Here is a 12,689-nt window from a genome sequence, read left to right as displayed (position 1 = left end):
TCGGCTCTGACGGCCTTGTGCGCATTTTTATGGTCCGCATATTGACGCGGTAATTTAGTCTATTTCAAAAACATCTTTTTATGCATACGAAATTCAACTGTGCGCAGGAAATGCTTGATCTAACGCATTGCAGCATGAGTTTATGCATGAGACATATCAAAGCTTGTGTTATCGTTGATTCCAAACAGCCGTCATAACGCGCTCCGGTTTCGCCGCGGGGCCAGCTGGTTTCGCCTGTACGGAGCATCGCCTGCCCCTGTATTTGCGCGTCCCCCCAAACTTTCCCGCGCCGCTTTTCCCTTTCTTTTTTTCCGATTTTTTCCGCTTGAGCGCAGCGTCCGGCGCCGCCGAAAACAGGCTTTGCGCACGCGGATGCGCGCAGCTTGTTATCATTGCCAGGCTCATGCCACCGCTGGTGCGGGGGCTCCCACGATGCACATGGATTAGGAAGGAAACATGAAAACAAAGGCTGCAGTTGCATGGAAGGCGGGCCATCCGCTCACGATCGAAGAAGTCGAGCTCGAAGGCCCGAAGGCCGGCGAGGTGCTGGTCGAGGTCAAGGCGACCGGGATCTGCCACACCGACTACTACACGCTGTCGGGCGCCGACCCTGAAGGTCTGTTCCCGGCCATCCTGGGCCATGAGGGCGCCGGCGTGGTGGTGGATGTCGGCCCGGGCGTGACCAGCCTGCGCAAGGACGACCACGTGATTCCGCTGTACACGCCGGAATGCCGCCAGTGCAAGTTCTGCCTGTCGCAGAAGACCAACCTGTGCCAGGCGATCCGCTCCACGCAAGGCCGCGGCCTGATGCCTGACGCGACGTCCCGCTTTTCGCTCGACGGCAAGCCGCTCTACCACTACATGGGCACGTCGACCTTCTCGAACTACATCGTGGTGCCGGAAATTGCGCTGGCCAAGGTGCGCCCGGACGCGCCCTTCGACAAGATCTGTTACATCGGCTGCGGCGTCACCACCGGCATCGGCGCCGTGATCTTCACCGCCAAGGTGGAGGCGGGCGCCAACGTCGTCGTGTTCGGCCTGGGCGGCATCGGCCTGAACGTGATCCAGGCGGCCAAGATGGTCGGCGCCGACAAGATCATCGGCGTGGACCTGAACCCGGAGCGCGAAGCGATGGCGCGCAAGTTCGGCATGACCCACTTCATCAACCCGACCCAGGTCGAGAACGTGGTCGACACCATCGTCCAGCTGACCGACGGCGGCGCCGACTACAGCTTCGAATGCGTTGGCAACGTCACCACCATGCGCCAGGCGCTGGAGTGCTGCCACAAGGGCTGGGGCCAGTCGATCATCATCGGCGTGGCCGCGGCCGGCCAGGAAATCTCGACCCGTCCGTTCCAGCTGGTGACCGGGCGCGTGTGGAAGGGCTCGGCCTTCGGCGGCGCGCGCGGCCGCACCGACGTGCCGAAGATCGTCGACTGGTACATGGAAAACAAGATCAACATCGACGACCTGATCACCCATCACCTGCCGCTCGAGCGCATCAACGAAGGCTTCGACCTGATGAAGTCGGGCGAGTCGATCCGCTCGGTCGTCGTTTTCTAAGTCTGTCCGCAGGCGGGCCGTCCGGCTCGTCAGTGCCCTGGGCGAAAAAAAACGCCGCGCAAGGCGGCGTTTGCTGTCTTTATGCAGCGATCAGTGCTGTTCGATCTTGCCGCGCCATCCGCCGGTTTCCGAACCGCGCTTCTCGAGCATTTCCTTGAAGTTCTGCAGGTTGCCGCGCAGTTCCATGCGGACGGCGCCCAGGGCGTCGCCGACGGATTCGGCGGCGTTTTCCGGCTCATAGTCCATCTGGACCATGACGCGGCAGCAGGTGTCCGAGATCTTGTGGAAGGTTGCGACGCCGCCGTTCTTCACGCCGGTGACGCTGCGCCATGCGATGCGCTTGTCCGGGATCTGCTCGGTGATTTCGACATCCCATTCTTTCTCTTCGCCGGCCACGTTGGCGCGCCAGTGCAGGTGCTTGTCGTCGAGCTGGCGGATTTCCTTCACGCTCTTCATGAACTGTGGGAAATCTTCGAACTGGGTCCACTGGTTGTAGGCGGTCCTGACCGGGACGTTGATCTCGATCGATTCCGAGACCGACGAGCTGGCGCCATAGCCGCTACGGTTCTGCTTGAGTTTTTTCGACAGCATCATGCCGCCGACGGCGAGCGCGGCAACAGTAACAACACGATTCAGCATTTGTATTCTCCTTTGGGCTGGGAAGCCTTTCCGCATGGGTGATGACACTGGCCCGTACCGAGGACATGCGGACGACTTGGCTTCATGAATTACCTGGTGCTTGGTCCGACGGGCCCTGCGAATCTGTCGCGAATGTGTCGCGAATCTGTTGATAAGATAAGCGAAAAGATAATGATGCGGCGCGCGAAAGGATGGGGCATCGTAATCGCGCCGATACTGATGAGCACGTTGTTTCCGCGCGAAAAGGAGACGGGTATGCGCTTGGAGGGCGGTTGTTTCTGCGGAGCAGTTCGCTACGAGGTAAGGGGCAGGATTTTCAACAGTACATTGTGCCACTGCACGGATTGTCGCAAGGCGTCCGGCGCGCCGGCAGTCGCCTGGTTCAGCGCGCGGCGGGCCGATTTCCGCATCACGCAGGGACAGCCTGCGCGCTTCGCATCGAGCGAGCCGGTGCTGCGCAGTTTCTGTCCGCAATGCGGCACCACGCTCACTTTCGAGGACAGCCGCTGGCCCGAGGAACTCGACATCGCCACCGGTTCGCTCGACGATCCGGAGCAGGCCCCGCCGGGCGACCACACCTACGTGCGCAGTCGGCTCAGCTGGATGAAGCTGCACGACGGCCTGCCCGAATACGCCACCACGAGGTCGGCGGGACGCTAGCGTCCCGCCGGCCCGGCAGGTTCAGGCAGCGCCGCCTCCGTCAGCGCCGCATCGCGCCCTGGTCGCTCAGTTGGGCCTGCATGTGCACCATGTTGGCTTCAAAGGCCTGCATCTGCAGCCCGACCGGTGTCATGTCCACGCCCGACCCTTCGATACGCGGGAACAGGTCGTTTTCTTCTTCCTGGATATGGGTCGTGATGGCGCTGATGAGCTCGCGCATCAGCGGCTCGCTTTGGGCATTGTCGAGCGACATGCCGTCCAGCGTCGCCAGCAGGTCGTCCACGTGCTGGTGGTCCTGCTCGAAGTGGCCGATCAGCGACTCGTCGATGCAGCGCACCGCGGGGTAGAACACCGACTCCTCCAGCCGGGAATGCATGTGCAATGCCTGGAGGATCTGTTTCCCGGCCTGCATCTTCACTTCCTGGCTGTCGCTGTTGAGATATTTTTCAGACAGCTTGCGTACCATGTTGTGGTCGCGCAGCAGGGCCTCGGTCGGGCGATCGATCGGGAATGCGCCCGCTTCCTTCATGCCTGGGTCGTTTTCGGTTGCCATACCATCCTCCGTTCTGGAATTGTTTGGGTGGAAACGACAGTGTTGTCGTCACCATGGTCTTACAGGCTAGCCCAGATCGGGTGAAGGTCAATGGCGCATGGCACGCCGTCTTTTGCCTTTGCAAGGTATGCGGGTGCGCTCCAGAGGGGCCGGGCACCGGCTAGGAGTTGGCTGACAAAACCGGAAGCCCAAGCCTGATATCGACGCCGCTGCCGGCATCGGGGGAATGGCCGTGGTGATCGCGACAACTGTTGCGAAGCTGGATGGGCATACAGTAGATCACGGCGGTATAATGGCCGGATGCAGAATCTCCTCCATAACCTGAACCCCGAACAACTTGCCGCCGTTACCTTGCCGTCGCAGAGTGCGCTTATCCTCGCGGGCGCCGGCTCGGGCAAGACCCGCGTCCTGACCACGCGCATCGCCTGGCTGATCCAGACCGGCCAGGTGTCCCCGGCCGGCATCATGGCGGTGACGTTCACCAACAAGGCGGCAAAGGAGATGCTGACCCGCCTGTCCTCCATGCTGCCGATTAATACGCGCGGCATGTGGATCGGCACCTTCCACGGCCTATGCAACCGCCTGCTGCGCACGCACTTCAAGGATGCGGCGCTGCCGCAGGCGTTCCAGATCCTCGATTCGCAGGACCAGCTCTCGCTCATCAAGCGCATGCTGAAAGCGCACAACGTGGACGACGAGAAGTACCCGGCCAAGAACCTGATGTACTTCATCAACAACTCGAAAGAGCAGGGCCTGCGTGCCGGCCAGCTCGACGCCAACGACCCGATCGAGCGCCGCATGATCGAGCTGTACGAGCTGTACGACCAGCAGTGCCAGCGCGAAGGGGTGGTCGACTTCGCCGAGCTGCTGCTGCGCTCGTACGAACTGCTGTATCGCAACCAGCCGCTGCGCCACCACTACCAGATGCGCTTCCGCCACATCCTGGTGGACGAGTTCCAGGATACCAATGACCTGCAGTACAACCTGCTGAAACTGCTGGCCGGCCACGACGAGCACGGCGGCGGCGCCATCTTCGCCGTGGGCGACGACGACCAGAGCATCTACGCCTTCCGTGGCGCCAATGTCGGCAACATGCAGGCCTTCGAGCACGACTTCCGTGTGAAGAACCTGATCAAGCTGGAGCAGAATTACCGCTCCTTCGGCCACATCCTCGACAGCGCCAACTACCTGATCGCCAACAATGCCAAGCGGCTCGGCAAGAACCTGCGCACGGATGCGGGGCAGGGCGAGCCGGTGCGCGTGTACGAAGCCTCCTCCGACCTGGAGGAAGCGCAGTGGATCATCGAGGAAGCCAAGAGCCTGATGGCCGAGGGCGTGCCGCGCAGCGAGATCGCGGTCCTGTACCGTTCCAATGCGCAAAGCCGCGTCATCGAGCACGCGCTGTTCGCGGCCGGCCTGCCCTATACCGTGTACGGCGGCCTGCGCTACTTCCAGCGCGCCGAGGTCAAGCACGCCATCGCCTACCTGCAGCTGATGGACAACCCGCACAACGATTCGGCCTTCCTGCGGGTGGTGAATTTTCCCACGCGCGGCATCGGCGTGCGCTCGATCGAGCAGCTGCAGATGGCGGCGGACACCTACGGCATCTCGCTGTTCGCGGCGGTGCCCTACATGACCGGCAAGGCCGGCTCCTCGCTCGGCAACTTCGTCAAGATCATCGAGTCGGCGCGTTTCGAAACCCAGCAGCTGCCGCTGCCGGAGATGGTGCGCGTGGTGCTGGAACGCAGCGGCCTGCTGCAGCACTACCAGAACGAAAAGGAAGGCGCCGACCGCATCGAGAACCTCGAGCAGATGGTCAACGCGGCCACCCAGTTCGTGCAGGAAGAAGGCTTCGGCCAGGGCGCCCCGGCCCACCTGGGACCGAAGGCGCTGCCGCAGGCCGGCGATGCCATCCTGAACCAGGACGGCATCGAGCTGCTCGAGGCCGACGCGCCGCTGCCCTCCGTGATGTCGCCCCTGTCCGCCTTCCTCGCCCACGCGTCGCTGGAAGCGGGCGACGCCCAGGCCCAAGCCGGGCAGGACGCCATGCAGCTCATGACCGTGCACTCGGCCAAGGGCCTGGAATTCGACGCCGTGTTCATCACCGGCCTGGAAGAAGGCCTGTTCCCGCACGAGAGCAGCGCGCGCGAAGCCGAGGGCGTGGACGAAGAGCGCCGCCTGATGTATGTGGCGATCACGCGCGCGCGCCGCCGCCTGTACATGAGCTTTACCCAGCAGCGCATGCTGCACGGCCAGACCCGCTTCAACATGAAGTCGCGCTTCTTCGACGAACTGCCGGAAGAATCGCTCAAGTGGCTGTCGCCGCGCGTGCAGACCGCCTGGTTCGGCAACCGCAAGTCGCAGACGGCCTGGGACGATGCCGAGTTCCGTAACGGCACCGACAACCGCATCGCGCAGCAGATCACGCAGAAGTCGGCCGCCGGCAACGGCACCGGCTGGCGCGTGGGCGAGACGGTGGCGCACGCCAAGTTCGGCGAGGGCGTGATCGTGAATATCGAGGGCGGGGCGGGGGCGGCGCGCGCGCAGATCAATTTCGGCGCGGCGGGGATGAAGGTGCTGGACCTGTCGGTGGCGAAGCTGGAGCGGGTGGGGCGCTGATCCGCTGATTCGTTGATCGGTTGATTCTCCGCGTTTGCTTATGAACCGTCATGCGCGCCACCGGCGCCATGGCTTCCCGCGCAGGCGGGAATCCAAGTTTGTAAGCGCATCGATAGCGCCAGCAGAAATTGGGTTCCCGCCTTCGCGGGAACGACGTTTACACGTTATTTGCTGAGATTGACGCCGCCGGTCTGCGAACCTGCATCCGCCGGCTTCCCAAAGATCTGCCGGTACCCCACGAACATCGCGCACTGCAGCAGCAGGATGAACAGGAAGATCAGCCACATGATCACCACCCGCGTCATGTTCGAGGCGCCCAGCAGCAGCGTGACGACCATGCAGATCCCGAAGAAGATCGCGAACCACGCCATCAGGAGCACGACGAACACGCGCGCGCTGCGCACCACGGCGAAGAAGCTATAGAAGGTCGCCTTGCCTGGCGTCATCTTCTGCCAGTAGGTGAGCGGGGCGGCGAAGCACAGGGCCATCAGCGCGGCCACGTCCAGGCCGAAGATCGCGAACATGGCCAGGATGTCCGAGCCCGCCACCTGCGGCTGGCCGCCCTCGCGTCCCTGGCGCGCCACCTGCTCCCAGAAGCCCGGGTCGACCGCGAAGCGCGTGACCAGGGCCATCACCAGCGACACGCCCAGGTAGACCAGGCCTACCTTGCACAGCTCCTTGACCACCGGCTGGCGGAACCCCGTCAGCAGCACGGCCGGGGTGACGCGCTCGCCGTTCTCGATCATCAGGCAGGCCTTCATGAAGGCCATCGAGAACGATGGAATGAGGACGACCGCGATCATCGGCCCGAGCAGCGGCACGGCGCTGATGCCGATGCTGATCAGGATGTTTGCGAAGAGCAGGGTGGTCAGCGCGGCAGGCTGTTGGCGGAACAGGCCGGCGCCTTGCTTGAGCCAGTGCCAGCCGGTGATTGCAGGAATGTTGTTCATACGGGCAGCTCCGGCGCGGCAACGGCGATGCGTTCGCGCAGGATGCGTTCAAAATGGGTGGGGTCGTGGGGCGTGAGCAGTTCTGCCGCACGCGGTATGTGAAGGTCGTACAGGCGCGAGAGCCAGAAGCGCAGGGCGCCGGCGCGCAGCATCGGCTGCCACGCGCTGTGTTCTTCCTGCGTGAACGGCCGCGCCGCATGGTAGGCGTCGAGCAGGGCGCGCACGCGCGCCGTATCGAGCCTGCCGCTGGCCAGGTCCACGCACCAGTCGTTCACGGTGACGGCGACATCGAATAGCCAGGTGTCGACGCCGGCGAAGTAGAAGTCGAAGCAGCCGGTGAGCTTGTCGCCTTCGAACATCACGTTGTTGCGGAACAAATCCGCATGGACCGGGCCGCGGGACAGCGCCGCGTAGGTGGCGCCGGCGGCAAATTGCGCCTGGTAGGCCACCTCGGTGCGCAGCAGCGCGGCTTCGTCTTCGTGGAGGTGCGGCGCCACCACCGGCGCGGTGGCGGTGATCCAGTCGAGTCCGCGCAGGTTGGGCTGCGCCAGCGGGAAGTCGCGTCCGGCCAGGTGCATGCGCGCCAGCATCGCGCCGACTTCGGCGCAGTGCACCGGCTGCGGGTCCATCTGCGAGGCGCCGTTCAGGCGGCTGACGATGATGGCCGGCTTGCCATGCAGCGTGACGACCAGTTCTCCGTTTTCCGCCGGCACCGGCGCCGGCACAGGGATGCCGCGCTCGGCCAGGTGACGCATCAGCTGGACGTAGAACGGCAACTGCTCGAAGCGCAGGTTCTCGAAGATCGTCAGGACGTATTCCCCGCGCTCGGTAGTGAGGAAGAAATTGCTGTTGTCGATGCCGGAAGAAATGCCCTGGAGCGCGAGCGCGCGGCCGAGGGGGAACTGCTTGATCCACTGGGTAAGGTCATCCAGCGAGACCGCGGTAAAAACTGCCATGTGCTAGCGAGGAGGTAGAGGTCGGACGCCGCCATGTCGATCATGGCGGCATCAAGGATTATTTTTTCTCGACGGGTTCCAGCGCAGGAGGCGGCGGCGCATCGGCGCGCGCCGGCGTGCCCGGCTTGGCCGGAGCCGGCGACGGCGCCGCATTGGCCGACTGGCCGGCGGCGTCCTGCTTTTTCGGGTTGCCCCAGTCGAATTCCATGACCTGCCATTGTGGGGCGCGGATCGAATTGCTCTGGGCGTCGCCGGGTTGGGCGTTTCCTGGTGCAACGTTGGGCTTCATGATGTAGCGGCTGCGGCCGCTTTGCACTTCGACTTCGGTGACCGAGCCGTCGTTGCCCCGCTTTTCGGTAATGCGGGTGCGCTGGCGCGGCGGGATGGTGGTGGTCGGCTCATCGCTGCCCGGCTCGATACGCTCGAGCTGCGGCGGCGCGTCGGCCGGCCGCTGCTGCGCCGGGCGCTGTTGCTGTTGCTGCGGCTGCGCCTGCGCCTGGGCCGACGCCAGTCCGGCGGGGGCGAGGAGCAGCAGCGACAGGAGTTTCAGGCGGGAAGATGTGCGCAACATGATGGTCACCTTGTGTCGTTTGGTTCATTGTAACAAACCGACACGCTTCCCTGTGAAAAGCGTACGCATTTTCACGGCAGCGCCCGCCATCCCCCCGGGCACGGCGGTGAACGCGATTCTGCGATAATGCTCGACACGCCGGCGCGCTCCTGTCGCCCCTGACAAAACCTCCATGGCCGCGTTGTATCCCTTGCCCTGAAGATTTTGTCAGACGCTCTTACTCTTTTATTTGTCGCCCTATGGAAAATACCCTGCTGCTCGTTGACGGTTCCAGCTATCTCTACCGTGCCTATCATGCGCTGCCCGACCTGCGCAGCCCCGACGGCTTCCCGACCGGCGCCATGCACGGGATGGTCAACATGCTGCGCCGCCTGCGCGCCGATTATCCGGCGGCCTACATCGCCTGCGTGTTCGACGCCAAGGGCAAGACCTTCCGCGACGACCTCTACCCGGAATACAAGGCCACGCGCGCCTCGATGCCGGAAGACCTGGGCAAGCAGATCGAACCGATCCACGAAGTGGTGCGCCACCTCGGCTGGCCGATCCTGACGGTCGAAGGCGTCGAAGCCGACGACGTGATCGGCACCCTGGCGGTGCAGGCGGCCGCGCGCGGCATGAAGACCATCATCTCGACCGGCGACAAGGACCTGGCCCAGTTGGTCAACGACAAGGTCATGCTCGTCAATACGATGAGCAACGAGAAGCTGGATGAGGCCGGCGTGATCGCCAAGTTCGGCGTGCCGCCGAACCGCATCATCGACTACCTGACCCTGATCGGCGACACCGTCGACAACGTCCCCGGCGTGACCAAGTGCGGCCCGAAGACGGCCGTCAAGTGGCTGACGCTGCACGGCTCGCTCGACGGCGTGATCGAGAACGCCCACGGCATCACCGGCGCGGTCGGCGAGAACCTGCGCAAGGCCCTCGAATGGCTGCCGAAAGGCCGCGAACTCATTACCGTAAAGACCGACTGCGACCTGGTCAAGCACGTGGTCTCGTTCGAGGAAACCCTGGTCGGCCGGCCGGAAGACGCCGAGGCGCTGCGCGACTTCTTCCAGCGCTACGGCTTCAAGACCATGCTGCGCGAACTGGGTGGCGGCAATGGCCGCCAGGACGGTGCGGTAGCCCCGGCCCGCGGCCTTGGCGCCGGCGGCGCGCCCCTTAATTCCCCCGAAGGCGCGTCGGGCACGCTGCCCGGCATGGCCATCATCAAGGGCGAGTACGAGACGGTGCTCACCGACGAGCAGCTGGACAAGTGGCTGGCGCTGATCGACGCGGCCGAGCTGACCTCGGTCGACACCGAGACCACCTCGCTCGACCCATTGAGCGCGGAGATGGTGGGCATCTCGCTGTCGGTGGAGGCGGGCAAGGGCGCCTACATCCCGGTAGCGCATCGCTACGCCGGCGCGCCCGACCAGCTCGCGCGCGAGCACGTCCTCGAGCGCATGCGCCCCTGGCTGGAAAACCCGGCCAAGCCGAAACTCGGCCAGAACCTGAAGTACGACATGCACATCTTCGAGAACCACGGCATCAAGCTTGCCGGGATCGTGCACGACACCCTGCTGCAGTCCTACGTGTTCGAATCGCACAAGCCGCATGACATGGACACCATGGCGATGCGCCACCTCGGCTATACCACGATCCCGTTCGTGGATGTATGCGGCAAGGGTGCGAACATGATCTGCTTCGACCAGGTAGAACTGGGCCGCGCCACCGAGTACGCCGGCGAGGATTCGGACATCACCCTGCGCCTGCACCAGACCATGCTGCCGCACGTCGAATCCGACAAGGGCCTGACCTATATCTACCGGAACATCGAGATGCCGACCATGGAGGTGCTGCAGAAGATCGAGCGCAACGGCGTGCTGATCGACGCCGCGCTGCTGCAGGTGCAGTCGGGCGAGCTGGGCGCGCGCATGCAGGAGCTGGAGCAGCAGGCCTACGAGCTGGCCGGCGGCCCGTTCAACCTCGGTTCGCCCAAGCAGATCGGCGAGATCTTCTTCGGCAAGCTGCAGTTGCCGGTGATTAAGAAAACCGCTACCGGCGCCCCGTCCACCGACGAGGAGGTGCTGCAGAAGCTGGCCGAGGACTATCCGCTGCCGAAGATCCTGCTCGAGTACCGCGGCATGTCCAAGCTGAAGTCCACCTATACCGACAAGCTGCCGAAGATGGTCAACCCGAAGACCGGCCGCGTGCACACCAATTATGCGCAGGCAGTCGCCATCACCGGCCGCCTGTCGTCGAACGAGCCGAACCTGCAGAACATCCCGGTGCGCACCGCCGAGGGCCGCCGCATCCGCGAAGCCTTCGTCGCGCCGGCGGGAAGCGTGATCGTCTCGGCCGACTATTCGCAGATCGAACTGCGCATCATGGCGCACATCTCGGGCGACCCGGCCATGCTGAAAGCCTTTGCGGAAGGGGAGGACATCCACCGCGCCACCGCCGCCGAAATCTTCGGGATCTCTCCGGAAGAAGTGCAGAGCGAGCAGCGCCGCTATGCGAAGGTGATCAACTTCGGCCTGATCTACGGCATGAGCGCCTTCGGCCTGGCCCAGAACCTCGGCATCGAGCGCGGGGCCGCGGCGAATTACATCGACCGTTACTTTGCCCGCTTCGCCGGCGTGAAGCAGTACATGGACGAGACTAGATTGCAGGCCAAGGCGCGCGGCTACGTGGAAACCGTGTTCGGGCGCCGCCTGTGGCTGCCCGAGATCAACTCCGGCAACGGCCCGCGCCGCGCCGGCGCCGAACGCGCGGCGATCAACGCGCCGATGCAGGGCACGGCGGCGGACCTGATCAAGCTGGCCATGATCGCGGTGCAGGACTGGATCGAGACCGACAAGCTGGGCACCCGCATGATCATGCAGGTGCACGACGAACTGGTGCTCGAGGTGCCGGAAGCGGAACTGGAGCTGGTGCGCGTGAAGCTGCCGGAACTGATGGCGGGCGTGGCCAAGCTCAATGTGCCGCTGGTGGCCGAGACCGGCGTGGGTCCGAACTGGGAAAAAGCGCACTAATTGCCTTCAGGAACCAGCGACAGTTCCTTTATTTCCTTGACGCCGGTCGGCCACCATGTGCCACCGGCTTTTTTCTTGCCCCGCACAGGCGGGAGTGTGTATATCTACAACAAATTCGGTCAGACCAAATTCAAAATGGTCTGACCAAATTCGATTCATTTATGCTAACCTGACTGCTCCACTGCCGAGTTCGGCAGGTGGAGCTGAAGCGCTACCATCACGATCGCTCGATGTACGACACCCGAGACTGGGCGATGCCTTGCATCGCCTGTCGGGACGGCGCAGGGCAGGCATTTGCCCTGCCCAGGCCAGTCCACGAGGCCGGCAAGACCGTGCAACGGGCATTCTCCAGGCGAGGGCTTCACGCGTACGAAACACCGACGCTCCGGCACTGGCAAAGGCCATGCACGGGCCGGAGGCGGTGTCGATTCTCCAAGCGACAGGCAATAGCGAACAGTGCGCGCCAGGCAAGGGCAGGCCATGCTCCCAGCGAGGCGCCGGGCTGGCGCTCGCCTGTCCACACCATCACATCGACCAATCAGGACCAAGAAATGAAAACAACAATCATATTGGAGCCACTGGTATTGGCTGCAGCGCTCACGGCAACCCAGGTTGGCGCCGCACCGATTTCCCTGCAAGGCAGCACGATTACCGGCACCTACAACGATTCCGCCGATGGCATGCTGGGGCTGGACCACCTGTTTGAGGCGGTGCCGGGCAGCAACACCACCGCCATCGATCCGGACGACCAACTGTTCAACAACGAATTCCTGACCGGCGACTACCGGTTCGCCTTCGACTTCACGACCACCGGCCAACTGGTCGTCACCCTCAACCTCGACCCGGCGGACCTCCCCGCCGGCGACTACCGCATGCGCTTCGATTTCGGCACCAGCCTCTCGCAGCGGATCGGCAGCTTCACGCTGCTGGACACCAGCGGCATCGGCAGCCTGCCTGCCTTGTCCGTGGTGAATGACCACACCATTGCGATCGACCTTTCGTCCGTTACCTGGAACAGCGAGTACAGCCAGTTTTCCACGCAGATCGGCGCCGCTACCGCAGCGGTGCCCGAGCCGGGAAGCATCGGCCTGGCGCTGGCCGGCATGGCCGGCCTCGCCCTGACCCGGCGCCGCAGCGGCACTCCGGGCGCACAACGCTAAA

The 12,689-nt window shown here is 63.9% G+C and carries 10 protein-coding genes; 5 read left to right on the top strand and 5 right to left on the bottom strand.

All coding sequences use genetic code 11. From position 1 onward, the window contains the following. Nucleotides 1–456 precede the first annotated feature (456 nt). Entirely contained in the window at nt 457–1,563 is a 1,107-nt protein-coding gene (locus tag ACFFJK_RS05660; RefSeq protein ID WP_379678178.1) for an S-(hydroxymethyl)glutathione dehydrogenase/class III alcohol dehydrogenase, read from the top strand. A 90-nt stretch (nt 1,564–1,653) separates the two neighbouring features. Here ACFFJK_RS05660 and ACFFJK_RS05655 read toward each other — a convergent pair whose 3' ends face one another. Continuing rightward, nucleotides 1,654–2,202 (bottom strand): SRPBCC family protein, encoded by a 549-nt coding sequence (locus ACFFJK_RS05655; RefSeq protein ID WP_379678176.1) that lies wholly within the window; start codon nt 2,200–2,202, stop codon nt 1,654–1,656. A 219-nt stretch (nt 2,203–2,421) separates the two neighbouring features. Here ACFFJK_RS05655 and ACFFJK_RS05650 point away from each other — a divergent pair, with 219 nt between their 5' ends. Next, the gene (locus ACFFJK_RS05650; protein ID WP_446686047.1) at nt 2,422–2,862 is read left to right on the top strand and encodes a GFA family protein; all 441 of its coding nucleotides are present in this window, start codon (nt 2,422–2,424) and stop codon (nt 2,860–2,862) included. A gap of 40 nt (nt 2,863–2,902) precedes the next feature. Here the strand turns inward: ACFFJK_RS05650 and ACFFJK_RS05645 are convergent, their stop codons facing one another. Then, on the bottom strand, nt 2,903–3,415 hold the full coding sequence (locus tag ACFFJK_RS05645; RefSeq protein WP_379678174.1) for a hemerythrin domain-containing protein: 513 nt from the start codon (nt 3,413–3,415) through the stop codon (nt 2,903–2,905). A 300-nt stretch (nt 3,416–3,715) separates the two neighbouring features. Here ACFFJK_RS05645 and ACFFJK_RS05640 point away from each other — a divergent pair, with 300 nt between their 5' ends. Beyond that, nucleotides 3,716–6,034 (top strand): UvrD-helicase domain-containing protein, encoded by a 2,319-nt coding sequence (locus ACFFJK_RS05640; protein WP_379678173.1) that lies wholly within the window; start codon nt 3,716–3,718, stop codon nt 6,032–6,034. A gap of 164 nt (nt 6,035–6,198) precedes the next feature. On the opposite strand, the gene ACFFJK_RS05635 is transcribed toward ACFFJK_RS05640, so the two are convergent. Genes ACFFJK_RS05635 through ACFFJK_RS05625 form a run of 3 tightly spaced genes read right to left on the bottom strand, consistent with a single transcriptional unit; the run spans nt 6,199 to nt 8,511 of the window. Then, the gene (locus ACFFJK_RS05635; RefSeq protein WP_379678172.1) at nt 6,199–6,984 is read right to left on the bottom strand and encodes a BPSS1780 family membrane protein; all 786 of its coding nucleotides are present in this window, start codon (nt 6,982–6,984) and stop codon (nt 6,199–6,201) included. Then, nucleotides 6,981–7,940, bottom strand: a complete 960-nt coding sequence (locus tag ACFFJK_RS05630) for a homoserine kinase (RefSeq protein WP_379678171.1) — start codon at nt 7,938–7,940, stop codon at nt 6,981–6,983. Before ACFFJK_RS05630 ends, ACFFJK_RS05635 begins: the two co-directional genes overlap by 4 nt. A gap of 58 nt (nt 7,941–7,998) precedes the next feature. After that, on the bottom strand, nt 7,999–8,511 hold the full coding sequence (locus ACFFJK_RS05625; protein ID WP_379678170.1) for a hypothetical protein: 513 nt from the start codon (nt 8,509–8,511) through the stop codon (nt 7,999–8,001). Between the two features lie 239 nt (nt 8,512–8,750). Here ACFFJK_RS05625 and polA point away from each other — a divergent pair, with 239 nt between their 5' ends. Together polA and ACFFJK_RS05615 are read left to right on the top strand one after the other, a co-directional pair. After that, nucleotides 8,751–11,528 (top strand): DNA polymerase I, encoded by a 2,778-nt coding sequence (gene polA, locus ACFFJK_RS05620; protein ID WP_379678169.1) that lies wholly within the window; start codon nt 8,751–8,753, stop codon nt 11,526–11,528. Nucleotides 11,529–12,079: 551 nt separating this feature from the next. Then, nucleotides 12,080–12,688, top strand: coding sequence for a PEP-CTERM sorting domain-containing protein (locus ACFFJK_RS05615; protein WP_379678168.1), 609 nt, complete (start codon nt 12,080–12,082; stop codon nt 12,686–12,688). The last annotated feature ends 1 nt before the right edge of the window (nt 12,689 follow it).

Source organism: Massilia consociata, assembly GCF_042432755.1.
GTDB lineage: Bacteria > Pseudomonadota > Gammaproteobacteria > Burkholderiales > Burkholderiaceae_D > Telluria > Telluria consociata.
This window is presented reverse-complemented; position numbering and strand designations above follow the sequence as displayed.

Bases quoted from the DNA above. Each gene is read 5' to 3' on its own strand.
- ACFFJK_RS05660 (WP_379678178.1), top strand. From the start codon at position 457: ATGAAAACAAAGGCTGCAGTTGCATGGAAGGCGGGCCATCCGCTCACG.
- ACFFJK_RS05655 (WP_379678176.1), bottom strand. From the start codon at position 2,202: ATGCTGAATCGTGTTGTTACTGTTGCCGCGCTCGCCGTCGGCGGCATG.
- ACFFJK_RS05650 (WP_446686047.1), top strand. From the start codon at position 2,422: ATGAGCACGTTGTTTCCGCGCGAAAAGGAGACGGGTATGCGCTTGGAG.
- ACFFJK_RS05645 (WP_379678174.1), bottom strand. From the start codon at position 3,415: ATGGCAACCGAAAACGACCCAGGCATGAAGGAAGCGGGCGCATTCCCG.
- ACFFJK_RS05640 (WP_379678173.1), top strand. From the start codon at position 3,716: ATGCAGAATCTCCTCCATAACCTGAACCCCGAACAACTTGCCGCCGTT.
- ACFFJK_RS05635 (WP_379678172.1), bottom strand. From the start codon at position 6,984: ATGAACAACATTCCTGCAATCACCGGCTGGCACTGGCTCAAGCAAGGC.
- ACFFJK_RS05630 (WP_379678171.1), bottom strand. From the start codon at position 7,940: ATGGCAGTTTTTACCGCGGTCTCGCTGGATGACCTTACCCAGTGGATC.
- ACFFJK_RS05625 (WP_379678170.1), bottom strand. From the start codon at position 8,511: ATGTTGCGCACATCTTCCCGCCTGAAACTCCTGTCGCTGCTGCTCCTC.
- polA (WP_379678169.1), top strand. From the start codon at position 8,751: ATGGAAAATACCCTGCTGCTCGTTGACGGTTCCAGCTATCTCTACCGT.
- ACFFJK_RS05615 (WP_379678168.1), top strand. From the start codon at position 12,080: ATGAAAACAACAATCATATTGGAGCCACTGGTATTGGCTGCAGCGCTC.